This window comes from Myxococcota bacterium, assembly GCA_041389495.1.
Taxonomy (GTDB): Bacteria; Myxococcota_A; UBA9160; order UBA9160; family UBA4427; genus JAWKRT01.
Window position 1 is genome coordinate 196,367 of the sequence record JAWKRT010000002.1, and the last position, 24,534, is coordinate 220,900.

Here is a 24,534-nt window from a genome sequence, read left to right on the forward strand (position 1 = left end):
ACGAGACGGGGCGGGTCGCCGTGCGGCGCCCGCCCCGTCGTGTTCCGGCGATCCGACCGCTCGCTAGTAGCGGTAGTGATCGGGCTTGTAGGGCCCCTCGATGGGCACGCCGATGTAGTCGGCCTGTGCCTTCGAGAGCTTCGTGAGCTTCACGCCGAGCTGCTCGAGGTGCAGCCGCGCGACCTCTTCATCGAGCTGCTTCGGCAGCATGTAGACCTTGCGCTCGTACTGGTCGCGGTTCTTCGCGAGCTCGATCTGCGCGAGCACCTGGTTCGTGAACGAGGCCGACATCACGAAGCTCGGGTGGCCCGTCGCGCAGCCGAGGTTCAGCAGCCGTCCCTCGGCCAGGATCAGCACCGAGTGACCGTCCGGGAAGATCCACTCGTCGTACTGCTCCTTGATGTTCTCCTTGCGGATCCCGGCGATCTTCTTGAGCCCGGCCATGTCGATCTCGTTGTCGAAGTGGCCGATGTTGCCGACGATCGCCTTGTCCTTCATGCGCGCCATGTGCTTCGCGGTGATGATGTCGAAGTTGCCCGTCGTGGTGACGAAGATGTCCGCGGTCTCGACGACGTCCTCGACCGTCTTCACCTCGTAGCCTTCCATCGCGGCCTGGAGGGCGCAGATCGGGTCGATCTCGGTCACGATGACGCGGCAGCCCTGGCCGCGCAGCGCCTGTGCGCAGCCCTTGCCGACCTCGCCGTAGCCGCAGACCACGGCGACCTTTCCGCCCAGCATCACGTCGGTGGCGCGCATCAGGCCGTCGGGCAGCGAGTGCCGGCAGCCGTAGATGTTGTCGAACTTCGACTTCGTGACCGAGTCGTTGACGTTGATGGCGGGGAACAGGAGCGTGCCGGCCGTCGCCATCTGGTAGAGGCGATGCACGCCCGTCGTCGTCTCCTCGGAGACGCCGCGCACGTTCTCGCTGATGGGCGTCCACTTCTTGCGGTTCTCCTCGAACTCGCTCTTCGCGAGCTCGAGGATCACGCCCCACTCCTCGGCGTCGGTCGCCGGGTTGAAGTCCGGCACCTTCTCGGCCTGCTCGAACTCGCGCGCCTTGTGGATCCACAGCGTCGCGTCGCCGCCGTCGTCGACGATCTGGTCGGGCCCGCTGCCGTCGGGCCAGACGAGCGCCTCCTTCGTGCACCACCAGTACTCCTCGAGCGTCTCGCCCTTCCACGCGAACACCGGCGTTCCCTGCGGATCCTCCGGCGTTCCGTGCGGCCCGACCACGACGGCGGCCGCGGCGTGGTCCTGCGTCGAGAAGATGTTGCACGACACCCAGCGCACGTCGGCGCCGAGCTCGGTGAGCGTCTCGATCAGCACTGCAGTCTGGATCGTCATGTGCAGGCTGCCCATGACCTTGATGCCGGCGAGCGGCTGGCTCGCGCGGTAGCGCTCGCGGATCGCCATGAGGCCGGGCATCTCGTGCTCGGCCAGCCGGATCTCCTTGCGGCCCCACGCGGCCAGGCCGAGATCCTTCACCTTGTACGGCAGTCGTTCGCTCATGGTCGTCCTTCCTTCGCGGTTGGGTTCGGGTCGTGATCCGGGCCCGGTCGGCCGCGGCGCACGCGCGGCGAGTTCAGTCGGTCGTCGGGGCATCGCGCGGGCCGGCGAGCGCCGCGCGCATCGGGTCGACGGACGTATATCTGGATATCCGGATGGGCTGATACAGCGCGGGAGTAAAGCTCGCGGCCCGCAATGCGTCAAGCGCCCGAACGCGGGCGATCGCGGTCCGAGAGCGATCGGGGACGTCCGCTCCCGACACCGGACCCTGACTCCGTGGGCCGGCCGACGGCGGCCGCGATCGGCCCCCGCGAGGTGGTCAGCCGAGGAGCTGGACGGCCACGGCCGCGGCGCCGGCTGCGACCGCGAGCCCGCCGAGCACCGCGGCGAAGCTCGCGACCCGCGCGGCGCGGCGCGCCGCGGCGGCCGCCTCGAGGGCCGCATCGCGGGCCTCCGTCGTCCGCTCGCCGAGGTCCTGCAGCGACTCGAGCTGCTCCTCGACCTCCCAGAGCCGGGCCAGCCGCTCGTCGAGTCGCTCCTCGTTGCGCGCGAGCGCGTTCTCGATCGACTCGAGGCGCAGCGTGATCCCGTCGAGCCGGGCTCGGACGACGTCGGGCGCGCCGGCGGCGGGAGTCGTGTCCTGTGTGCGGCCGCCGAGGCCGAGCCGGCGCCAGAAGGAGGTGCGGGTGCGCCGCTCGCCCACCGGGACGGGAAGCGCGCGCGCCGGGCCGGTGCTCGTCAGCGCAGCGGGCGTCGTCGCCGCCGCGTCGGCCGGCGCGCCCGCGGCGGTGGGGGCGGGCGCGGCAGCGGACGCCGCGCCTCTCGCCGTGGCGGCGGCGTCGGCGCCCGTCGCGGTTTCCCCGTCGTGCGCGCGCTCGCGGTCGGCCGCGGTGGTGCTCGTGGTCTCCCGCGCGGGTTCGTGCAGCGATTCCATCTCCGGGGCGCTCCTTCTCGCTCGGGTGGGTGTGCGCCTCCGGTGGGCGCGCGGCTCGCGCGCTGCAACGTAGCAGTCGACCGCGCGGCGGCGGCGCCGCCGCCGCGCCGACCCGGCTGGTACGATGCGCGCCGTGCAACGCAAGATCCCGCTCGAAGGCTGCTTCAACTTCCGCGATCTCGGCGGCTACCCGACGCGCGACGGGCGTCGCGTCCGATGGCGGCGCCTCTTCCGCAGCGACGGCTTGCAGCTGCTCACCGATGCGGACGTCGCGCACCTCCGCGACGACCTGCGCCTCGCATCGATCGTCGATCTCCGGTCGACGGCCGAGCTCGAGCAGGACGGTCGCGGCCGGCTCGCGGGGACCGACATGCGGTTCCACCACGTGCCCTTCTTCGACGGGCCGCGCTCCGCCCAGCGCCCGCCCCCCGAGCAGACGCTCGCCGACCTCTACCTCGGGATGATCGAGCGCGCGGGTGCGCCGATCGCGCGCGCGATCTCCGTGCTCGCCGAGACCCCGCCCGACCGCGCCGCCGTGTACCACTGCGCCGCGGGCAAGGACCGCACGGGCGTCCTCTCCGCCCTCCTGCTCTCGCTGCTCGGCGTCGACGACGAGCTCATCGTCGCCGACTACGCGCTCTCGCAGGAGAGCATGGACGACGTGATCGCGCGGCTCGAGTCCTTGCGCGGGTACGAGGACATCTGGAAGGAGCTCCCGCCCGACACGATGCACGCGCATCCCGACACCATGCGCCGCCTGCTCACCGCGCTCGACGAGCGCTGGGGCGGAGCGGCCGGCCTCGCGAAGTCGATCGGTGTCGCGCCGCGCGCGCTCGACGCCCTGCGCGAGCACGGGCTCGAGTGAGCGCCGGGCGCGCCTAACGAGCCCCCACGCGCTCGCGCGCCGCTTCGCGGACGGCCTCGGGCGCGAGCTGGTAGGCGACGCCGCAGAACTGGCACTCGACCTCCTGCCCCTCGCCGCGTCGCACCATCTCGCGCAGCTCCTCGGGGTCGAGGAGCCGCAGCGCGCCGATGGCGCGCTGCTCGTCGCACGGGCAGTGGAAGCGCGGCGTCGCGCGCGTGCGCGCACCGAGCTGGACGTCGCCCGCGAGCCGGTCGAGCAGCGCATCCGCGTCGAGCCCGTCGCGCGCGACGAGCGCCGCCGCGTGGGGCAACGCCTTGATGTTGGCCTCGAGCTCGGCGAGGACACCGTCGTCGGCTCCCGGCAGCGCCTGTACCAGGAAGGCCGCAGCGCCGACGACCGCACTGCCCTCCCCGTGCTCGACGGAGAGGCCCATCGCCGAAGGCGCCTGCTCGCTCTCGAGCAGGTAGCGCGTCAGGTCCTTCGCGATATCGCGCATCGTCATCGGGACGTAGCCGGAGTACGGCTCGCGCCAGCGCGGGTGGAAGCGGACGACCGCGAGAATGCCCGTGCCCACGGCGTCGGCCAGGTCGGGCCGGCCGTCCTCGCGCGTGCGTCCCTCGGCGCGTCGGTGTGCGACCGTGCCGCGCACGTCGAGCTCGGCCGTCGCGATCGCCGTGACCGTTCCGAGCGGGCCCTTCCCGCGCAGCTGCAGCTGCACGCTCTCGCCGGACTTCTTGCTCGCGGCCATGAGGAGCGCGGCCATCAGCGCGCGTCCGAGTGCGCCGGCGGCCGCGGCCGACGTCGGTGCGGTCGCGACCGCCGTCCGGACGAGCCCCGTCGCGGTCAGCGCCATCGCGCTCGCGCTCCCGTCCGCCGTGCTCGCCCGCACGAGGACGTCGACGACGGGCGGCGGCAGCGCGGGCTCGTTCGACGACATCGCGGCGCACCATAGCTCGCGCGTGGCGCCCGCCCGGCCACCTCCAGAAACGCGCGGCGCCCGATCAGCCGTCGTCGCCGTCGTCGCTTCCGTCCTCGAGCACGCGGGCGGCCTCGCCGTCGGGCAGCTCCTCGACCCCGCGCAGCCGCCGCTCGATCGTGCGCGACCTGCTCGACGCGACACCGATCGTGTTCGACGCCTCCTGCAGCTTCTTGTCGACCTTGTCGAGCAGGTCGCCGAACCGTCCGAACTCGGTCTTCACGGCGCCGAGCACGCGCCAGACCTCGGCCGACCGCTTCTGGATCGCGAGCGTCCGGAAGCCCATCTGCAGGCTGTTCAGCAGCGCGAGCACCGTCGTCGGGCCGGCGACCACGACGCGGCACTCGCGCTGCAGGCGTTCCGCCAGGCCGGGGCGTCGCAGCACCTCCGCGTAGAGCCCTTCCGTAGGAAGGAACATCACGGCGAAGTCGGTCGTCGCGGGCGGGCACACGTACTTGTCGCGAATCGTCCGCGCCTGCTGCAGCACGCGCTGCTCGAGCGCGCTCGCCGCGGCCTCGAGCTCCGGAGTGCTCGCGCGCTCCTGCGCGTCGACGAGCCGCTCGTAGTCCTCCTGCGGGAACTTCGCGTCGAGCGGCAGCCAGACGGGCTCGCCGCCGTCGCCCTCGGCGCCCGGGAAGCGGATCGCGAAGTCGACGCGCTCGGCGCTTCCGCGCCGGAGCTGGACCTCGCGCTCCCACTGCGCGGGCGCGAGCGTCTGGTCGAGCAGCGCCTCGAGCCGCGTCTCGCCGAACGTCCCGCGCGTCTTCACGTTGGTGAGGACCCGCTTCAGGTCGCCGACGCCGACGGCGAGCGACTGCATCTCGCCGAGGCCCTTGTGCACCGCCTCGAGGCGTTCGCTCACCTGCTGGAACGCCTCGCCGAGGCGCTTCTCGAGCGTGCCCTGCAGCTTCTCGTCCACGGTGGCGCGCATCTGCTCGAGCTTGCGCTCGTTCTCGCCGCGCAGCGCGTGGAGCTGCAGGTGGAGCGTGTCCTGGACGTCCTTCAGCTGCTTCTGGATGCCCTCGCTCGCACCGCGCAGCGCGCCGCCGACCTCCTCGCGCAGGTGGCGCGTGTGCGTGGCGACCTCCTCGCGGCTGCGGGCGAGCTCGTCGCGGACGCCGCGGTCGACGCGCGTCTGCAGCTGCGCCAACACGTCGAGCCGCGCTTCGAGGCGCCGCGCGGCATCGCCGCGCGTCCGGAGTGCGACGACGACGAGCAGCGCTGCGCACGCGCCGACGAGCAGCGCGAGGAGCACGAGCCCGGCCTCGAGCGCGCCGAGCGGATGCGTGCCGTCGAGCGCCGCCGCGAGCCGCGATGCGAGCTGGCCCATTCGCTTCCTCCTCCGCCACCTTCGCGCGCGCTCGTGACAGCCCCGGTCACGCGCCGCGCCGCACCCACTCCTCGATCGCGAACGCGTGCTCGTTGCGCGCGTCGGCGGCGTGTGCGCCGACGGCGACGCGCTCGAAGCCCTCGGCGCGCGGGTCCCAGTCGGGGAAGTGCACGTCGCCCGCGACGTCCGCGTCGACGCGCGTGAGCCAGACGCGCGTCGCGAGAGGCAGCGCGAGCGCGTAGATCGCCGCACCCCCGGCGACGATCGGCGCGCGGTCGCCGAGCCCGTGGGCGAGCGCGATCGCCGCCTCGAGGCTCGACGCGCGCTCGACGCCCTCGGGCGCGAACGACGCGTCGCGCGTGAGGACGACGAGCGTGCGGCCGGGAAGCGGGCCGGGCAGCGACTCCCACGTGCGGCGCCCCACGAGCAGGCAGTGGCCGAGCGTCGTCGCCTTGAAGTGCGCGAGGTCGGCCGAGAGCCGCCACGGCAGCCGGCCGTCGCGTCCGATCACGCGCCCGCGCGACATCGCGACGATCAGGCCGAGCTCGTCGCGCGCACCGTCCTTCGCCAACGGGCGGCGCTCAGACCGCGACGGGCGCGGCGATGTGCGGGTGCGGGTCGTAGCCTTCGAGCCGGAAGTGCTCGAAGCGGAAGTCGTCGATCCGCTTCACCTGCGGGTCGAGCTTCATCGTCGGCAGCGGGCGCGGATCGCGCGAGAGCTGCAGGCGCGCCTGGTCGAGGTGGTTCGCGTAGAGGTGGACGTCGCCGAACGTGTGGACGAAGTCGCCGGGCGCGAGGTCGCACACCTGGGCGACCATCATCGTGAGCAGCGCGTACGACGCGATGTTGAACGGGACGCCGAGGAAGAGGTCGGCGCTGCGCTGGTAGAGCTGGCACGAGAGTCGCCCCTCGGCGACGTAGAACTGGAACAGCACGTGACACGGCGCGAGCGCCATGCGCGGCAGGTCGGCGACGTTCCAGGCGGAGACGATCAGCCGCCGCGAGTCGGGGTTGCGGCGGATCTCGTCGACGACGCCCGCGAGCTGGTCGATCGCATCGCCCGTCGCTCCGGGCCACGAGCGCCACTGGTGGCCGTAGATCGGGCCGAGCTCGCCCTGGTCGTCCGCCCACTCGTCCCAGATCGAGACGCCTTCGCGCTGGAGCGGCCCGACGTTCGTTCCGCCCGCGACGAACCACAGCAGCTCGTGGACGATCGACTTCGTGTGGACCTTCTTGGTCGTGACGAGCGGGAAGCCGCGCGCGAGGTCGAAGCGCAGCTGGTGGCCGAAGAGGCTCCGCGTGCCCGTGCCCGTGCGATCGTTCTTGTCGACGCCGCGTTCGAGCACCTGCGCCATCAGATCGAGATAGGAGCGCACGGCGCGGGAGACTAGTTCAGTCCGCGTCGTCGAGGAAGTAGTTGAAGCCTTCGCTCTCCTCGCCGTGCAGCAGCTCGTAGGCGTGCGCGGCGCTCGTCGCGTTGAAGAGCTGGTCCTGGAAGGCGGCGTCGCTCCCGATCGTGCGCGCGAGGCTCGCGAGCACGAGCAGGTGGCGGTCGCGCTCGGCCCGCGACGTGCCGAGCAGCACCATGCAGTGCACGGGCCGGCCGTCGGGTGTCGGGAAGTCGAGCCCCTCGCGCGACAGCGCCATCACGCCGGCCATCGGCATCCCGTCGTCGAGCAGCCCGTGCGGCACCGCGAGCCCGCCGCCCAGGCACGTCGATGCCTGCTCCTCCCGCTCGAGCACCGAGGCGAGCAGCGCCTCGCGCGTCATCGCGCCCATCGGGTGCGTGCGCACCATGCGATCGACGAGCTTCTCGATCGCCTCCTCCTTCGTCGCGGCGCGGAAGCCCGTCGCGATGTGCTCCTCCTGCAGGAAGTCGATGAGCCGCAGCCGGTCGCGCCCGAGCTCGCCCGCGCGTCCGAGCGCCATGCGCGTCAGCAGCGGGCCGACGATCTCGTTCAGCGTCACGACCGCGAGCACGACGGCGGCGAACAGGCCCGCGACGTCGGCGAAGCGCGCGTCCTCCTGGATGAGGAGCACGAGCCCGACCGCGACGCCCGCCTGCGGCACGAGTGCGAGGCCGAGGTTGCGGCGCACGCGGTCGGGCGCGCCGGCGAAGCGCATCGCGAGCTCGGCCGACGCGAGCTTGCCCGCGAAGCGGCCGGCGAACAGGAGCAGCGCGGCGAGGCCCGCGACCGGCAGCCGGTCGAGCGCCAGGTGCATGCCGGCCATCGTGAAGAAGATCGCGAGGATCGCCGGCTCGAAGTCGGCGAAGACGCTGTCGACGAGGTGCTGCCGCTCGCGCGCGATGTTGGTGTGCACGAAGCCGAGCGCGAGGCACGTGAGCAGCGGCGAGACGTGCAGCGCGGCGGCGAGCCCGCACGCGACGAGCAGCGAGGCGACCGCGGCGGTCGCGAGGCGTTCGGGCCCGACCCCGATGCGCGCGACGACGTTCATCGCGACGGCGAGCGCGCCGCCGACGAGCGCGGCGAGGGCGAGCTGCGTGACCGGCGGCGCGAGCGCCGTCGCCGCGGTCGCGTCGGGCGCGGCGACCCACGCGCGCGCGAGCTCGAACAGCACGATGCCCGCGACGTTGTCGAGCGCGACGGCCGCGAGCAGCGTCTTCACGAAGACGCCCTTCGATCGCGTCTCGCGCACGAGGCTCACGACCGTCGCGGGAGCCGTGTCGATCGACACCATCGCGAACAGCAGCGCGAGCTCGAACGGCACGCCCGCGACGCCGCGCAGCAGCGCGAAGACGAGCAGCGGCGTGATCGTCGCCTCGGTCGCGAGCAGCGCGAACAGCCGGCGCCCCGCGTTGCGCAGGCGGCGGAGGTTCAGGTGCGCACCGACCGTGATCGCGATCAGCCCGAGCGCGAGGTTCGTGAGCGGCTGGATGCCGTGGAGCGCGTCGTCGCCGACCCAGCCGAGCCCGCTCCCGCCGATCGCCGCGCCGCCGAGGATCTGCCCCGTGATGCGCGGGAGCCCGGCGCGGCGCGCCAGCTCGCCGAACGCCACGCCGGCGACGATCACGATCGCCAGGGCGAGCAGCGGGCTCGCGTTCGCGAGCGATGCCGGGTCGAGCGTCATGCGCGGCGAAGGTAGCCGCGCGCGCTTCAGAGCAGGTTGCGGAGGATCTCGACGCCGCCCACGCCCGTGCCGACGAGGCTGCCGATCGTCGTCAGCACGAAGACGAGGAAGACGCGCAGCAGCCGGCTCTGCCACCAGCGCCGCGCGTGCGCGAGGTCGTCGCCCACGCTCTGGAACTCGCGCACGAGCGGCGGCACGAGCCAGGCCTGGACGAAGGCCGCGACGTAGCCGGCGCCGATGACGGGGGTGAGGCTCGTGAAGGGCGCCGCGAGCCCGGCCGCGGCGATGGTGACCGGGTGCGCGAGCGCGAGCGCGCCGCCGAGCGCCGTCGGGATCGCGTTGGCGAGGAACCAGTAGAGCGCGTTGTCGCCCGCCTCGGCGACGCCCTTCGTCAGCCCGATCGCGACGAGCGCGCCGACGACGATCGCGGGCACGCCCCAGCCCACCCACTTCGCGATCGCCGAGACCGGAGGGATGCGCTCGATCTCGTCCATCTCGACGGGGCGTCGCTCCGCGAGCGCCGCGCGCATGCCGGCGACGTGGCCCGCGCCGACGACCGCGACGACGCGGTCGCCGCGCGCCTCGCGGATGCGCTGCGCGAGATAGGCGTCGCGCTCGTCGATCAGCACGCGCTTGAGCGTCGGCATCGCCGCGCCGAGCTCGCCCATCAGCTCGTTCAGCACGTCCTTGTCGCGGATCTCGCGCAGGCCCTCCTCGGTGATCTCGGGCGCGTCGAGCGTGCTCGCGAGCATCGTCGAGAGGAGGCCCGCCTTGCGGTACCAGGGCAGGGAGTGCCACGCGCGGCGCAGCGTGATGCGGATGTCGCGGTCGCACAGCGCCACCGGAATGCCGAGCTCCCGCGCGACGCGGCTCGCCTCGAGCAGCTCGCTGCCCGGCATCACGCCGAGCCGCCCGCCGAGCCGCTTCTGGTACGACGCGAGCACGAGGTTCGCGAGCAGCGTGGCGAGCTGCTGCTTGCGGATCACCTCGCGCAGGTCGAGGTCCTCGAAGCGGCGCTCCTGCGAGAGCGCCTCGTGGCGCTGCGCGTCGAGCTCGATGCACACGCAGTCGGGCGCCTCGGCCTCGATCACGCGGCGGACGAGGTCGACGGATTCGCGCGAGATGTGCGCGGTGCCGACGAGCACGAACTCGCGGCCGTCGACGGCGACGACCTCGACGTCCGGGCTCTCGCGGTGCGAGCGCGCGGCGTCGTCGTCGGCTCCGCCCGCGGCGTCGGACCGGGTCTCGGACATGGCGGCGGAGCTTCGCGCCTCGACCGGGGCGGGGCAAGCGACCACGTCGTCCGATGCGGTGCGCGCGGATGCGCGCTGCGGGGCGGGGACGCATACTGCGCGCCGTCCGCGCGCTCCCGCGTCGCGCGCGCACGACCAGGAGGGGGCTCGCCATGCATCGTTCGCTCGCGTCCGTCGCGCCGTCGTTCGCATCCCTCGCCGCCGCCGCGCTCTTCGCCGCGTGCGGTGCGCAGGAGCCCGCGTCGTCGGCCGCTTCCCAGCCCGCTGCGGCGCCGAGTGCGCCGGCGCCCGCACCCGCTCCGGAGCCCGCGGCGCCGTCGCCGGCGGAGGCGCTCGCGAAGCGCGCGAACGCGGTGTTCGGCGTCCTCCCCGCGGTCGCCGAGAGCGCGAACAACGTCGACAGCGATGCGCGCGTCGAGCTCGGGCGCGCGCTCTACTACGACAAGCGCCTGTCGAAGAACCACGACGTCGCCTGCAACAGCTGCCACCAGCTCGATCGCTTCGGCGTCGACGGCGAGCCGACGTCGCCCGGCCACCAGGGCCAGCGCGGCGATCGCAACTCGCCGACGTCGCTCAACGCCGCGCTCCACATCGCGCAGTTCTGGGACGGGCGCGCGGCCGACGTCGAGGCGCAGGCCAAGGGGCCCGTGCTCAACCCGGTCGAGATGGCGATGCCGAGCGCCGAGGCCGTCGAGTCGACGCTGCGCTCGATCCCGGGCTACGCGCCGATGTTCGAGGCGGCCTTCCCCGAGGAGGACCAGCCCGTCACGTTCGACAACATGGCGCTCGCGATCGCGGCCTTCGAACGGCGGCTCGTGACGCCGGGCGCGTTCGACGCCTTCTTGCGCGGCGACGCCGGCGCGCTCGACGCGCAGCAGCAGCGCGGCCTCGCGACGTTCATGGACACGGGCTGCATCACCTGCCACAACGGGCCGACGATCGGCGGCAAGAGCTTCCAGAAGCTCGGCCTCGTGCATCCGTACGAGACCGCGGACCTCGGGCGCGAGAAGCTCACGGGCAACGCGTCCGACCGGCACGTCTTCAAGGTGCCGGGCCTTCGCAACATCGCGGAGACGGGCCCGTACTTCCACGACGGCAGCATCGCGACGCTCGACGAGGCGATCCGTCTGATGGCGCACCACCAGCTCGGCAAGGAGCTCGACGACGCGCAGGTCGCCGACATCGCGGCGTTCCTGCGCGCGCTGACGGGCGACGTCGACGCCGATCTCGTCGCGATGCCCGAGCTCCCGGAGAGCGGGCCGAGCACGCCGGCGCCCGACCCCTCGTAGCGGCGCGGCGCGCCTAGCGTCGCGCGTTCGCGAGGAGGCGCGCCGGGAGCGCGCGGCTCGCGAGCAGCGCGGCGACGGCGGCGGCGTACAGCGCGGGCTCGCGCAGGTCGGCCTTCGCGACCCAGAGGAAGTGGAGCGCGGCGAGCGCGGCGGCCGCGTAGGCGAGCCGGTGCAGGCGCGGCCAGCGGCGTCCGAGGCGCCGCATGGCGGCGCGCGTCGACGTCGCGGCGAGCGGCGTCAGCGCCGCGAAGGCGGCGAAGCCGACGGCGACGTACGGACGCTCGGCGAGCTCCTCGGCGAGCAGCGACGGCGCGAACCCGAGGTCGAAGGCGAGATAGGTCGCGAAGTGCGCGCAGGCCCAGCCGTAGGCGAGCAGGCCGAACGTCCGCCGCTCCGGCGCGAGCCACGCGAGCCCGAGGAATCGCCGCGCGGGCGTGACGGCGAGCGACGCGAGCAGGAACCGCAGCGCCCAGATCCCCGTCGCGTGCTCGATCTCCTCGACGGGGTTCGCCCCGAGCCCGTCGCCCGCGAACGCGCGCGCGACGAGCACGCCGAGCGGGAGCACGCCGAGCGCGAGCGCGGCGGCGCGCACCGCGCGCCGCCGCGTCGTCGCCGGAGACCGCGTCGACCGCATCCTCGCGCTCAGTAGTTCCGCCGCAGATCCATGTCGGCGTAGAGCCCGCCCACCTGCTCCGCGTACCCGTTGAACATCAGCGTCGGGCGCTTGAAGAGCTCGCCGATGCGCCGCTCGCGCGCCTGGCTCCAGCGCGGGTGCGACACCGCCGGGTTCACGTTCGCGTAGAAGCCGTACTCGCGCGGTGCGCTGTCGCTCCACGTCGTGCGCGGCTGCTCCTCCTGCAGGCGGATGCGCACGATCGACTTGATGCTCTTGAAGCCGTACTTCCACGGGACGACGAGCCGGATCGGCGCGCCGTTCTGCGGCAGCAGCACCTCGCCGTACATCCCGACCGCGAGGATCGCGAGCGGGTGCGTCGCCTCGTCGATGCGGAGGCCCTCGCGGTAGGGCCAGTCGAGGATCGCGCGGCGCTGTCCGGGCAGCTGCTCGGGATCGAGCAGCGTCTCGAACGCGACGTACTTCGCCTTCGACGTCGGCGCGAAGCGCGCGAGGACGTCGCCGAGCGGGATGCCGACCCAGGGGATCACCATCGACCACGCCTCGACGCAGCGCAGGCGGTAGATGCGCTCCTCGAGCGCGTGCGGACGCAGCAGGTCCTCGAGCCCGACGCGCCCCGGCCGAGCGACCTCGCCCTCGACCACGATCGACCACGGCTCGGTGCGGAGCGACGCGCCGTTGCGCTTCGGGTCGCCCTTGTCCGTCCCGAGCTCGTAGAAGTTGTTGTAGCTGGTCGCGTCGTCGTACGCGGTCGGCTCGTCGTCGACGCGGAACCGGGGCGGGGCGGGAACGACGCCGTCGAGCTTCTCGCGGGCCGGTGCCGCGGCGACGTCGGGCGCGGCCTGCGCGCGGCCGGAGTCGTCGGAGCAGCCGAGCGCGCCGGCGCCGAGGAGCGCGCCGCCCGCCGCCGCGGCGCGCAGCAGCTCGCGCCGTCGCAGCCACACGGCGCGGTCGGTGACTTCGCGGGCGGGGATCTTCGGGATGTCCGTCCTTCGCACGTCGGCGCTCCTCTGCTCGGCGCGCGGCCGGGCGCGACCGGGGCCTTCGATGCGCGCGGGGCCGCGCGGTCGCGCCGCCCGCGGCCCGAGCGTATCTCGGCCGTTCGCCCGCGCCGGCGAGCGCGCCCGCGCGCTGCGAGCGGCGCGCGGCTCCTTGAGTCGGAGCTGCGCGCGGCCGATGGGGGCGTGCGCATCGGCTGCGGGCGGTCTGCCCGCGGCGCGCGCACGTCGCGGATGGGCGACGGAGGAGCACGGGATGACGGACGGCCGCGGTCTGCAGTCGCTCTTCCGCCAGGATCTCGATCGCGCGCTCGTCACCAGCTACCTCGTCGGGGCGGTGCTCCCCGTGCTCGTCCTCGCCGTGGCCTATCTGCTCGCCGCTCCGGCGGCGTCGAGCGCCGAGGGCCTCGATGCGGCGCGGATCGCGGGCCTCGCGGCCGGAACGGCGCTCCTCTCGCTGTCGGGCTTCTTCGCGATGCGGCGTCTCGCGCGCCGCGCCGTCGCGCAGCGCGACGCCGACAACGCGCGGCTCGCACGGCTGCTCGCGACCGCGCGCACGCTCGCGACGAGCGAGCACACGGAGGAGATCGCGGCCGCGACCGCCGACAGCGCGCTCGCGCTGTGCGGGGCCGACGCGGCCTTCGTGCTCGAGCGCGACGCGAAGCGCGGCGACGAGTTCGCGCTCGTCGGAAGTGCGGGCGCGAGCGCGGGCGCGATCTACGGCGAGCTCGAGCACGAGCTCGCCGACCTCGCCGCGGGCGCGCTCGAGCAGCGCACGGCCGCGCACATGAGCTTCGATCGCGCGACGACCGACGGGCGGCTCGCGCGCGGAACGGCCGTCGTCGTTCCCGTGCGCGCCGAGTCGGCGCGGATCGCCGTCGCGGTCGTTCGCGTCGGCGAGAGCGCCGCGCTCTTCGACGGCGCCGCGCTCGATGCGCTCGACACGCTGTGCGGCATCGGCGGCGTGGCGACCGACAACGCCGACCTGCGCTACACGCAGCGCAACTTCTTCGCCCACGTCACCGACCTGCTCGTGACGGCGCTCGACGCGCACGTCGACCGCCGCGACGGCCATGCGCCGCACGTGGCGGAGCTGGCGCACCGCGTCGGGCGCGAGCTCGGCTTCGACGACGAGGCGCTCCGCCGCCTCCACTTCGCCGCGCTCCTCCACGACGTCGGCATGCTCAAGATCGCGCGCGATCACCAGCGCGACCCGGCCTGGTTCCGCAAGCACTCGCTCTACGGGGCCCGGATGCTGAGCCGCATCCGCGTGTGGCGCGAAGCGGCGCCGATCGTGCTCGCACACCACGAGCACTTCGACGGCTCGGGCTATCCCAATGGGCTCGTCGCCGACGCGATCCCGATCGAGTCGCGCGTGATCCTCGTGGTCGACGCGTTCGACGCCATGACGCGCGACGACACGCACCGCCGCGCGCGCCCCGTCCCCGAGGCGCTCCAGGAGCTGCGCGACGGCATGGGCGGTCAGTTCGACCCTGCCGTCGTGCGCGCGTTCCTGGACCTCGCGCAGCGCGGCGAGATCGACCTCGCCGCGCGCTGAGCGCGGCGCCCGCCCGCGCGCGACCCACGGCCCGAGTCCGCGCTCGCCTTCCCGTTTTCCCGTCTTTTCGCGTTCCCGTCCACCGGTCGCCGCGCGCCGCGTCGATTCCAACGACGGCGGAACGCGTCCGTCACCACGCCAGCGATGTTAGGCGCCGTTGGTAAAGGCCACCAAGACGACTCCCGATAGGGCCTCCGATTTTTCACGGAGGCCGCGATGCAGCGATCGCGCCAGCCCATCGGGACTTCGCCCGGCACCCGCGTCGCAGCCGCGCGCGGCGCGGAGCGTCGCGCGTGAGCCCGGCCGAGGCGCTGCGCGAACGCAACCGCAGGCGCTGGCGACGCCGGCGCGTCCGGCGCATCGCCGCGATCCTCCTGCTCTTCCCGCTGCTCGTCGCGGCCGGGCTGCTCGGTGGCAACGCGGTCGAGGTCTTCGGCGACGACGGAGCGGCCGGTGGCGCGTCGCCGCCGCGCAGCGCGGTGGCGGAGCGGCGCGCGGTCGCGAACGCGGCGGGCGCGGCGGGCACCGTCGACGGCGCGCGGCACCGCGTGCCGATCACCGTGCCCGTCCCCGCGCCCTATGCGCTCGAGGGGCCGAACGCCATCCGCACCGTGCGCGTCGACGCCGAGCCCCGCTACCGCGGCTACGAGCCGCGATCCCACGTGTCGCCCGAGGTGCGGCGAGAGATCGCGCGCCTCGATGCGCTCCGTCGCGAGCGCACCGAACGCCTGGCGGCGTTCGAGCGCGCGGGCGTCGCCGCTCGCGAGCTCAACGTGATCGACGCCGTCTTCCGGCCCTCTGCGCTGCTCCCGTTCGCGATCGATCGCGACGACGATCGCTGGGAGATCGAGCGCCTCTACGTCGAGCTCGCCCCGAGCGCGACGGCTCTCGGCGGCGTGCTGCCCTCGGTGCCCGAGCCCGGCACGGGCGCGCTCGTCTCGATCGGGCTCGCCCTCGTCGCGATGCGCGACCGCGGCCGCCGCCGCGCGCGCCACCCCCGCGCCGTTCCCTCGCGCGTTCGTTAGTCGCCGCCGGTGCCCGGGAGACGGCGCCCGCCGGAGCGGCGGTGCGCGATCACGTCCGGAAACGACCGGTCGGGCCCGCCCGCGCGCGCTACTCGTCGCGAGACCGCGGCCGGCGCCGCGGCGACGAGGCCCGCGTGCGCCGCGGCGCCGCGGCGGCGTGGCGACCCGGCGACCCGGACGGAGTGCGCAGGCGATGGCGACGGCGAGCGCCCCGACGACCGCGGCGATGCCCTTCGACCGCGAGACGTGCCTTCGCGCGTGGCGCGCGCGCGATGCGCGCTTCGACGGCCGCTTCTTCGTCGGCGTCCGATCGACGGGCATCTTCTGCCGGCCCGTCTGCCCCGCGCGTCCGCGTCCCGAGAACTGCCTCTTCTTCCCGACCGCGGCCGCGGCGTTCGAGGCCGGGCTCCGACCGTGCCTGCGCTGTCGCCCGGAGGCGGCGCCCGGCAGCCCCGCGTGGTGCGGGACGTCGTCGACCGTGCGCCGCGCGCTGCGGCTGATCGAGGAAGGGGCGCTCGACCGGGGAAACGTCGGCGGGCTCGCGACGCGGCTCGGCATCGGCGAGCGGCACCTGCGGCGCCTGTTCCTCGAGCACGTCGGCGCCTCGCCGCTCGCGGTCGCGCAGGCGCGGCGCCTGCTCTTCGCGAAGCGCCTGATCGACGGCACGCGGCTCTCGATGACCGACGTCGCGCACGCCTCGGGCTATGCGAGCGTGCGGCGCTTCAACGAGGCGGTGCGGCGCGCGTACGGCGTCGCGCCGAGCGAGCTGCGCGCGCGCGTGCGCCGCGCCGGCGAGCCGCGCGCCGAAGGCTCGCCGTTCGCACTCCGCCTCGGCTTCCGCGCCCCGTACGACTGGCCGTTCGTGCTCGGCTACCTGGCCGCGCGCGCGACCCCCGGAGTCGAGCGCGTCGCCGGCGGATGCTATGCGCGGAGCTTCGCGCTCGGCGACGCGGTCGGCGTCGTCGACGTCGCGTGCGACGACCCGGCCGGCCAGCTCGTCGCGACCGTCCGGCTGCGGACCGCGGCGACGGCGCGCGCGCCCTCGCTGCTCGACCTCGCGGAGCGCGTCCGAAGGCTCTTCGATCTCGCCGCGGATCCTGCCTCGATCGCCGAGCGGCTCCGGCGCGACGCGCTCCTGCGGCGCGCGCTGCGCCGGCACCCCGGCCTGCGGGTGCCGGGCGCGTGGAGCGGGTTCGAGCTCGCGGTGCGCGCGATCCTCGGCCAGCAGGTGACCGTGAAGGGCGCGACGACGCTCGCCGGGCGACTCGCGCGCGCGCTCGGCGAGCCGATCGAAGGGGGCGTCGCGCCGCCTCCTCGCGCACCCCGCGCCGCGGACGTCGACGAGGCCGACCTCGCCGCTGCGCGCGTCGACCGGCTCTTCCCGCGTCCCGAGGCGGTGGCCGCGGCCGACGTCGCGGCGATCGGGATCCCGGCGGCGCGCGCGGACGCGATCCGCCGGCTCGCGGACGCGGTCGCGAACGGCGCGCTCGCACTCGACGGCACGGCGGCGCCCGAGCGCACGCTCGAGGCGCTGCGCGCGATCCCGGGCGTCGGCGACTGGACGGCGCAGTACGTCGCGATGCGCGCGCTCGCCGAGCCCGACGCGTTCCCCGCGTCGGATCTCGGTCTGCGCCGCGCGCTCGCGCCTCCCGGCGCGAGGCGCCTCCCGACCGCGCGCGAGGTCGAGCAGCGGTCGACCGCGTGGCGGCCGTATCGCGCCTACGCCGCGGTCGCGCTCTGGCAGCTCGCGGGCGACGCGGCGCGAGACGCCACCTAGCCTCGCGGCGCCGCGCCGCGGCGGCCTCGACTCCCGCGCTGCGCGGTCGCATCCGAAGCGCGCGGCGCGGCGCTCGGCGTCGAGATCGCGCGCGGGGCGGCCTACCGTGCGCGCGTGTCCTCGACCGCCGACCGCGTCGACTGCTCGCACCGCCCGCCGTGCCCGGGCTGCCCGCGCCTCGGCGAGCCCGGGATCGCACCCGGCCCGGCGCTCGCGCTCGCGCGCATCGCCCGCGAGGCGGGGGCCGCGCTCGCGCCCGTGCGCGAGGCGGGCGCGGTCGGGCATCGGCACCGCGCGCGTCTCATGGTGCGAGGTCGCGCGCGCGCGCCGCGCATCGGGATCTTCGAGCGCGGCACGCACCGCGTCGTCCACATTCCGCGCTGTCCGGTCCACCATCCGGTCGTGAACCGCGCCGCCGAGGCGCTCGCGCGCGCGATCCGCGCGACGGGATGTCCGCCCTACGCCGACGCGCCGCACCGCGGCTGCGTGCGCGCGCTGCAGGTCGTCGTCGAGCGCGCGTCGCAGCGCGCGCAGGTCGTCGTCGTGACGAACGACGCGACGCTGGAAGCGACGCCGCGGGCGGTCGACCTGCTCGCAGCCCTCGCCGACGACCTCGCCTCCGCAGAGCTCCTCCACAGCCTCTGGTGGAACGGGAATCCCGCGCGCACGAACACGATCCTCGGGCCGCACTGGCGGCTCGTCGCGGCGCCCGGGGCGCCCGCGCGGGCGGGTGCCGGCGCGCTGCCGGACGAGGCGGGATGGGTGTGCGAGCGGATCGGCGGCGCGCGCGTCTGGTTCCCGCCCGGGGCGTTCGGCCAGAGCCACCTCGCGCTCGCCGATGCGATCGTCGAGCGCGTGCACGCGCTCGCCGCGCGACGCGGCGCGCGGCGCATCGCAGAGGCGCACGCGGGCTGCGGGGCCATCGGTCTCGGGCTGCTCGCGCGCGGCGCGCACGTCGCCTTCAACGAGCAGAGCCCGGCAGGCCTCGCCGGGCTCGCGCGCGGCATCGCCGACGCGCAGCCCGAGGGCCCCGGCGCCGCGCGAGCGCGCGTGCTCGCGGGGCCGGCGGGCGAGGCGGCGGGCTCGGTCTCGGGGCCGGCGGGCTCGGCGCCCGGCCTGCTCGACGGCGCCGAGCTCGCGATCGTCGACCCGCCGCGCCGCGGTCTCGAGCCGTCGCTCGCGGCGGCGCTCGCCGCGAGCGACGTGCCCGCGATCGCCTACGTGAGCTGCAGCGTGACCAGCCTCGAACGCGACCTCGCCGTGCTGCTCGAGAGCGGCCGGCTCGCGCTGACGAGCCTCGAGCCGTTCGCGCTCTTCCCGTTCACCGAGCACGTCGAGACGCTGGCCGTGCTCGAGGTGCCCGGCCGCGCGGCCCGGTCCTCTCCGCCCATCCACTCCATCTAACCCCTCAATCGAAGCCCGCGGGAGTCCGATCGGGCCCCCGATCCATCGACGATCGACTTCGTCCCGACCGGCCGGAGGGGGAAGGCCCGTGCTTCGAGGTGTCGGAACGGCGCTCCTGCTCGCCGTGCTCGGATTCGTCTCGCCCGCGTTCGCAGAGGACGCCGCCTCCGGAGCGCCGCCCGCTCCCGAGCCGATCGCCGTCGCGGCGGGCAATGCGTCGCCCGAGCTCGCGGGCGCGCACGAGGGCTTCGCGGAGTGGGTGCGCGACCAGCTCGGCGCGTCGGGCGTTCCGGTCCGATCGGGACTCGAGGTGCGCCGCGCGCTGCCGCCGCGCGATGCGGAACACCCCGCCCAGAACCGGTCGACGAAGGCGTTGCTCGAGGCGCTCGGTCGCGTCGGCGCGGAGCGCGCACTGCTCGTCGACCTGCGGCTGCGCGACGGGACGGCCGAGGCCGTCTTCCGCCTCCACGACGTCGACTCGGCCGCGCTTCTCGGCGCGCGCCGCGCGACGGGTCCCGTCACCGAGATCGCGCAGGCGAGTGGCGCGGCGCTCGCGCAGGTCGCGACGCTGGTCGGGGCCGAGACCACTCCGTCGTCGTCGGTGCCGGCGGTGCCGATCTCCGACCTCGCGGCCATGACGCGGTCGCTCGCCGCGTTCGACCGCGGCCGCGCCGCAGATGCGTGGCGGGAGCTCGGCGATGCGGCGTCCGCGCCCGCGCGCCGTCTGCGCGAGCGCATCGAGGCGGCGGTCCAGCACCCGAAGGCGCCGCTGCACGAGAAGGCGCGCATCCTCGCGGCGACGGGCGACGCCGCGGCGGTGTGGGACCAGATCGAGGGCGAGGCGCGCGCGCAGGTGAGCGGCGCGAAGCCCGCGCGCGTCGACACGCTCGTCGCGGCGGGCGAGGTCGCCTCTGCGCTCGGCGACGCCGACAGCGCGCGCACGTTCTTCGAGACGGCGACGCGTCTCGACGCGTCCGACGCGGACGCGCAGCGCGGCATCGCGAAGGTGCTCGAGCAGGCCGGCGACACGGCGAACGCCGTGCGCGCGCTCGAACGCGCCGTCGAGGCGGAGCCCGACGACATCGACGCGAAGCTCGAGCTCGCGCGCCTCACGCCCGACGCCGGCGAGCGGGCCGCCGTCCTGCTCGACGCGGGCGATCGCGCGTCGGCGCGACTCGACGTCGACGCGGCGCAGCTCTACTACGAGAGCGCGGTCGAGGCCGACGCGAACGTGGAGGGCGTCGCGGCCGAGCGCGCCGCCGGTGCGCACTCGATCGTCGGCGACCACCTCGCCGCGCGCGCCGCGCTCGAGCGCTCGATCGAGGTCGACGGCGCGACGTCGCCGCGGCTGCGTGCGCTCGCGAAGGCGCACCGCGTGGCCGGCGAGGTCGAGGCCGCCTATCAACGCTACAACGAGGCGCTCGGGCTCGACGACAGCGACTCGGTGACGCTGCGCGAGCTCGGCGAGCTCTACGCCGACGCGCAGCGGAGCGACTCCGCGCTGCCGTACATCGAGAACGCGGCCGCGCTCTCGCCCGACGACCCGCGCGCGGCGCGCGCGCTCGCGAAGCTGCTCCACCAGCGCGGCGACGCGAAGCGGTCGCTCGAGTACTTCGATCGCGCCGTCGAGCTGGGGGGCGCCGAGCCGGAGGACCTGCGCGAGATGGCGGCCGTGCAGCGCGAGCTCGGCCAGCCCGAAGCGGCCCGACTCACGCTCGAGGGCGCGGTCGATCTCGACCCGGTCGACGCCGCGATCCGCACCGACCTGGCCACGACCTACGAGCTCACCGGCGACGCGAAGGCGGCCTCCGAGCAGCGCGCCGTCGCGCTCGCGCTCGAGCAGGACTGGCTCGACGGGATCGACGCGAAGAGCGAGGTCGCGGTGCGCAACGAGGCCGACCTCGACGCCTCGCGTCCGATCTCGGAGCGCTTCGCCGCGCTCGTCCACAGCTTCGGCCGGCCGCGCGAGCGCGTCGCGCTGCTCGGCGTCGCAGAGGAGCGCGACGCGATGGGCGAGGCGCGGCAGTGGCTCTGGCCCTTCGTCGCCGACGTCGACGCGATCGAGGCCGAGCTGCTCGACGCGATCGGCGCGTCGCACGGGGTCGTCGCGACGCCGCGCATCGAGGACTACCTGGTCCCGCTCGCCGAGGACGCGCTCGAGTTCGACTCGCCCGCCTCGCTGCGGGCGGGCGCGATCGCCGACCTCAACATCGGCCTCGCCACGGATGCCGTCTTCGTCGCGCGCATCGCGCGCCGCGAGCGCGGCACGCGCGACATGACCGTGTGCGGGACGACCGACTTCTACGAGGTCGAGGTGCGCCTGCTCGAGGGCAGCGACGAGGCCGAGGCGGCCGCGCTGTCGAACGTCGCGTGCATCCCGGACGGCGTGGCGGCCTACGCGTCGCTGAACCTGCGCGCGCTCGCGATCTACGCGCTCTTCGTCGCGCTCGTCGTCTACCCGTTCGCGCGCGGCTGGGGCCGCGTCGTCGTGCGGGTGAAGCTCCCGCCGAAGACGAAGGCGCTCTTCTCCATCTCGCTGTCGAAGACCCCGCGCAAGCTCAAGGAGGTGACGGAGCCCGCGAACGGGTCGGCGCGCTACCGCATCGAGAAGTCGCTCAAGAGCCTCAACCGCTACGAGCGGCCGCTCGACCCCGACAAGCCCACCGTCTTCAACATGATCCCGGCGCGCCGCCGCGCCTTCTACGTGACGCTGCGCGGGCCGCTCCTCGACCACGCGACCGACGAGCTCGTCGGGAACTTCCTCGAGTCGCAGCAGGTGGTGGTGACGCGCGGGCGGACGACCGAGGTCGAGTTCGACCTCGCGCCGAACGAGGCCGCGATCCAGGTCTCGGTCTTCGACGGGAAGGAGCGGGCGAAGCAGGCGATCGTGACGGTCGCCGGCCGCCGGAACCTGACGCGCTACCTGAAGGAGGAGTCGGCCTTCCTCTACCTCGGCGAGGGCGAGCACACGATCGTCGTCAGCGACCGCAACCGCGTCGCCGAGCGCACGATCACCGTCGTGAGCTTCGACCCGCAGACGATCGAGGTCGATCTGTCGCGCGAGCACGAGGTCTACTTCACGGGCTGTCCGCCGGCGGCCATGCACTACCTCGAGGGCGACTACGCCGCGGCGGCCGACGCGCTCGAGCGCGCCGGCCAGGAGGGCATCGCGCACGAGATCCGCGCGCGCTGGCTGACGCGCACCGGTCGCGTCGCCGAGGCGACGCGCGAGCTCGAGGCGGCCGGCCAGCACGACGAGGCCGCGCGCCTGCGCGCCGCGCACGCGCCCGACGAGGCCGGCTCCGGCGAGCTCTACGAGCAGGCCGGCGACTTCGCGATGGCCGCCCAGCAGTACGAGCGCGCGGGCGACCGGGCCGCCGCGGCCCGCGCCTACGAGGCCGCGTACGACTACGAGAACGCGATGGAGTGCTACCGCGAGCTCGGCGAGATCGAGAAGGTGATCGAGCTGCTCGAGAAGACGTCGGACTACCTCGAGGCCGGACGCGTCGCCTACGACGCCGGTCAGCTCGACCGCGCCGTCTACGACTTCCAGCAGTGCGACAAGCGCCACCTCAACTACACCGAGGTGTGCCGGCTGCTCGCGCGCGTCCTGATCGACAAGGGCGAGCTCGACGTCGCGGCGGCGAAGATCGAGGAGGCGATCGCGCTCGGCGGCGAGGACAGCTGCCCGATCGACCTGCACCAGCGCTATGCGGAGATGCTCGAAGAGCTCGGTCGCGTCGACGAGGCGCTCGCCGCCTGGGAAGCCGTGCGGCGCCGCGACCTCACGCGGCCCGAGGCGAACACGCGCATCGAGGCGCTGCGCAAGGAGAAGGGGCGCATCGAGACGGCCGCCGCCACGCAGCTCGCGACGGCCGCCGCACCCGCGGCCGCGCCCGCCGTGGCGCCGACCGTCGCCGAGAGCCGCTACGAGGTGATCCAGGAGCTCGGTCGCGGTGGCATGGGCGTCGTGTTCAAGGCGCGCGACAAGCACCTCGGCCGCGTCGTCGCGCTGAAGCAGCTCACCGAGAACCTGAAGGACCACCCGACGGCCGTGCAGTTCTTCGAGCGCGAGGCGCGCTCGGCCGCGGCGCTCAACCACCCCAACATCGTGACGATCTACGACGCCGGCCAGGAGAACGGCACGTACTTCATCTCGATGGAGTTCATGGAGGGGACGCCGCTCGACGCGATCCTCAAGAAGCACGGCGCGATCAAGCCCGCGATCGTCGCGCGCCTCGCGACGCAGATCGCGGCGGGCCTCGACTACGCGCACCGCAACAAGATCATCCACCGCGACATCAAGACCGCGAACCTGTTCTTCACGAAGGACAAGATCGTGAAGATCATGGACTTCGGTCTGGCGAAGATGGTCGAGGAGGTGCGCCGCGGCGCGACCGTGATCGGCGGGACGCCGTACTACATGGCGCCCGAGCAGGCGACGGGCGAGAACGTCGACCACCGCGCCGACCTCTACGCGTTCGGCGTCACGCTCTTCCAGCTGCTCACGGGCGCGGTGCCGTTCGCCAAGGGCGACGTCACCTATCATCACCGCCACACCGCACCGCCCGATCCGCGCGGCCTCGTCGCCGACATCCCCGACGCCTTCGCCGAGACGATCCTCGCGCTCATGGCGAAGGATCCGGCCGACCGCATCCAGACCGCCGCCGAGGTCGGGCGCGTCTTCCAGGCCTGGATCGAGAGCGGCGCGAAGGGCTGACACGCGACGCGGGCCTCCATGTAGACTGCGCGCCCGCTGCTCCGGCAGCGCGACGCGGAGGGCGACATGGCGGCTTCACTTCACGCAGGCACGGGACGGCTCGAGGGCAAGGTCGCGTGGGTCACGGGCGCGGCCTCGGGCATCGGGCTCGCGTGCGCGCAGCGCTTCACGGCCGAGGGCGCGACCGTCGTCGGGCTCGACCTCCACGAGACCGAGGACTGGAAGCGCAGCTTCGACGGCGCCGCGAAGCTCGTGTGCGCCGACGTGCGCGACGAGGACGCGCAGCGGCGCGCCGCCGACGAGATCGTCGCCGAGCACGGCGCGCTCGACGTCGTCGTCACCGCGGCCGGCGTCGCGGCGGGCGGCCCCGCCCACCTGATTCCCGGCGACGAGTGGGATCGCGTGCTCGCGATCAACCTGAAGGGCACCTATCTCACGTGCAAGGCCGCGCTCCCGCACATGATCCGCCAGCGCTCGGGCTCGATCGTCACGGTCGCGAGCGTCGAGGGGCTCGAGGCGGCGGAGGGCGGCAGCGCGTACAACGCCTCGAAGGGAGGCGTCGTCCTCTTCACGAAGAACGTGGCGATGGACTACGGCCGCATCGGCATCCGCGCGAACGCCATCTGCCCCGGCTTCATCGACACGCCGCTCTTCCGCAGCATCTTCGATCTCGAGGCGATGGCCGAGCAGCGCGAGCGCACGCGCTTCCAGCACAAGCTCGGTCGCTTCGGGAAGCCCGAGGAGATCGCCGGTGCGGCGCTCTTCTTCGCGTCCGACGACGCGAGCTTCGTGACGGGACAGGCGCTCGCCGTCGACGGCGGCTACACGGCCGGCAAGTCGATCGGGGTCACGGAGAAGATGGGTCTCGTGTAGCCGGCGGGTGCGGCGCGACGCGGCGCGGAACGAGCGCCGGGAACGCCGCGATGCCGACGAGCCCCGCGGCGACGAACACCGCCGCCGCCTCGCCGCGCGGCAGCGCGCCCGCCCAACCCGTCAGCGCGATCATGCACAGCGTCGACGCCGCGAGGCGCAGCCCCGCGCGCGGGCGGGACGTCGGGCTCGGCGCGTGGGCCGCGGGGTCGTCGGCGACGGGGGGCATCCGGGCAGCGGCTCTCTCGGTGGGGTGGGCGCGAGCTCGCGAGCCCTATCGGTGCTTTGCCGGACGTGTCTTGAGG

The 24,534-nt window shown here is 74.4% G+C and carries 19 protein-coding genes; 8 read left to right on the forward strand and 11 right to left on the reverse strand.

Annotated features, from left to right (window positions below; all coding sequences use genetic code 11):
• Positions 1-63: 63 nt before the first annotated feature.
• Both ahcY and R3E88_11670 read right to left on the reverse strand, forming a co-directional pair.
• The gene (gene ahcY / locus R3E88_11665) at positions 64-1,509 is read right to left on the reverse strand and encodes an adenosylhomocysteinase (protein MEZ4217128.1); all 1,446 of its coding nucleotides are present in this window, start codon (positions 1,507-1,509) and stop codon (positions 64-66) included.
• Between the two features lie 316 nt (positions 1,510-1,825).
• The gene (locus R3E88_11670) at positions 1,826-2,440 is read right to left on the reverse strand and encodes a hypothetical protein (GenBank protein MEZ4217129.1); all 615 of its coding nucleotides are present in this window, start codon (positions 2,438-2,440) and stop codon (positions 1,826-1,828) included.
• A 133-nt stretch (positions 2,441-2,573) separates the two neighbouring features.
• On the opposite strand from R3E88_11670, the gene R3E88_11675 reads away from it, so the two are divergent.
• A complete protein-coding gene (locus R3E88_11675) occupies positions 2,574-3,305 on the forward strand; it encodes a tyrosine-protein phosphatase (protein MEZ4217130.1) in 732 nt (243 codons plus the stop codon).
• A 13-nt stretch (positions 3,306-3,318) separates the two neighbouring features.
• On the opposite strand, the gene R3E88_11680 is transcribed toward R3E88_11675, so the two are convergent.
• The 6 genes from R3E88_11680 to R3E88_11705 form a co-directional block, all read right to left on the reverse strand.
• Positions 3,319-4,242, reverse strand: a complete 924-nt coding sequence (locus R3E88_11680; protein MEZ4217131.1) for an Hsp33 family molecular chaperone HslO — start codon at positions 4,240-4,242, stop codon at positions 3,319-3,321.
• 64 nt (positions 4,243-4,306) lie between these two features.
• Positions 4,307-5,611, reverse strand: a complete 1,305-nt coding sequence (gene rmuC, locus R3E88_11685) for a DNA recombination protein RmuC (GenBank protein MEZ4217132.1) — start codon at positions 5,609-5,611, stop codon at positions 4,307-4,309.
• 46 nt (positions 5,612-5,657) lie between these two features.
• The gene (locus tag R3E88_11690) at positions 5,658-6,182 is read right to left on the reverse strand and encodes a dihydrofolate reductase (GenBank protein ID MEZ4217133.1); all 525 of its coding nucleotides are present in this window, start codon (positions 6,180-6,182) and stop codon (positions 5,658-5,660) included.
• A 10-nt stretch (positions 6,183-6,192) separates the two neighbouring features.
• A complete protein-coding gene (locus R3E88_11695; protein MEZ4217134.1) occupies positions 6,193-6,987 on the reverse strand; it encodes a thymidylate synthase in 795 nt (264 codons plus the stop codon).
• 16 nt (positions 6,988-7,003) lie between these two features.
• Positions 7,004-8,701: a PTS sugar transporter subunit IIA gene (locus R3E88_11700; protein MEZ4217135.1), complete on the reverse strand. Its 1,698-nt coding sequence runs from the start codon at positions 8,699-8,701 to the stop codon at positions 7,004-7,006.
• Positions 8,702-8,727: 26 nt separating this feature from the next.
• Positions 8,728-9,954 carry a TraB/GumN family protein gene (locus R3E88_11705; protein MEZ4217136.1) on the reverse strand — a complete coding sequence of 409 codons (1,227 nt, stop codon included), beginning with the start codon at positions 9,952-9,954 and terminating at the stop codon, positions 8,728-8,730.
• A gap of 152 nt (positions 9,955-10,106) precedes the next feature.
• Between R3E88_11705 and R3E88_11710 the strand changes: the two genes are divergently transcribed.
• The gene (locus R3E88_11710) at positions 10,107-11,243 is read left to right on the forward strand and encodes a cytochrome-c peroxidase (GenBank protein ID MEZ4217137.1); all 1,137 of its coding nucleotides are present in this window, start codon (positions 10,107-10,109) and stop codon (positions 11,241-11,243) included.
• Between the two features lie 13 nt (positions 11,244-11,256).
• On the opposite strand, the gene R3E88_11715 is transcribed toward R3E88_11710, so the two are convergent.
• Together R3E88_11715 and msrP are read right to left on the reverse strand one after the other, a co-directional pair.
• Entirely contained in the window at positions 11,257-11,835 is a 579-nt protein-coding gene (locus tag R3E88_11715; protein ID MEZ4217138.1) for a protein-methionine-sulfoxide reductase heme-binding subunit MsrQ, read from the reverse strand.
• 50 nt (positions 11,836-11,885) lie between these two features.
• Positions 11,886-12,875 carry a protein-methionine-sulfoxide reductase catalytic subunit MsrP gene (gene msrP / locus R3E88_11720; GenBank protein MEZ4217139.1) on the reverse strand — a complete coding sequence of 330 codons (990 nt, stop codon included), beginning with the start codon at positions 12,873-12,875 and terminating at the stop codon, positions 11,886-11,888.
• Positions 12,876-13,131: 256 nt separating this feature from the next.
• Here msrP and R3E88_11725 point away from each other — a divergent pair, with 256 nt between their 5' ends.
• From R3E88_11725 to R3E88_11750, 6 genes are all read left to right on the forward strand, one after another.
• Complete coding sequence (locus R3E88_11725) at positions 13,132-14,433, forward strand: HD domain-containing phosphohydrolase (GenBank protein ID MEZ4217140.1); 1,302 nt, start codon at positions 13,132-13,134, stop codon at positions 14,431-14,433.
• Between the two features lie 293 nt (positions 14,434-14,726).
• Complete coding sequence (locus R3E88_11730; GenBank protein ID MEZ4217141.1) at positions 14,727-15,458, forward strand: PEP-CTERM sorting domain-containing protein; 732 nt, start codon at positions 14,727-14,729, stop codon at positions 15,456-15,458.
• A gap of 226 nt (positions 15,459-15,684) precedes the next feature.
• Positions 15,685-17,235 (forward strand): AlkA N-terminal domain-containing protein, encoded by a 1,551-nt coding sequence (locus R3E88_11735; GenBank protein MEZ4217142.1) that lies wholly within the window; start codon positions 15,685-15,687, stop codon positions 17,233-17,235.
• A 114-nt stretch (positions 17,236-17,349) separates the two neighbouring features.
• Positions 17,350-18,639 (forward strand): hypothetical protein, encoded by a 1,290-nt coding sequence (locus tag R3E88_11740; protein ID MEZ4217143.1) that lies wholly within the window; start codon positions 17,350-17,352, stop codon positions 18,637-18,639.
• Positions 18,640-18,727: 88 nt separating this feature from the next.
• Entirely contained in the window at positions 18,728-23,359 is a 4,632-nt protein-coding gene (locus R3E88_11745) for a protein kinase (GenBank protein MEZ4217144.1), read from the forward strand.
• A gap of 66 nt (positions 23,360-23,425) precedes the next feature.
• Positions 23,426-24,232: an SDR family NAD(P)-dependent oxidoreductase gene (locus tag R3E88_11750; protein ID MEZ4217145.1), complete on the forward strand. Its 807-nt coding sequence runs from the start codon at positions 23,426-23,428 to the stop codon at positions 24,230-24,232.
• Here R3E88_11750 and R3E88_11755 read toward each other — a convergent pair.
• Positions 24,207-24,458, reverse strand: a complete 252-nt coding sequence (locus R3E88_11755; GenBank protein MEZ4217146.1) for a hypothetical protein — start codon at positions 24,456-24,458, stop codon at positions 24,207-24,209. The two genes, R3E88_11750 and R3E88_11755, sit on opposite strands and share 26 nt — an antisense overlap.
• Between the last annotated feature and the right edge of the window lie 76 nt (positions 24,459-24,534).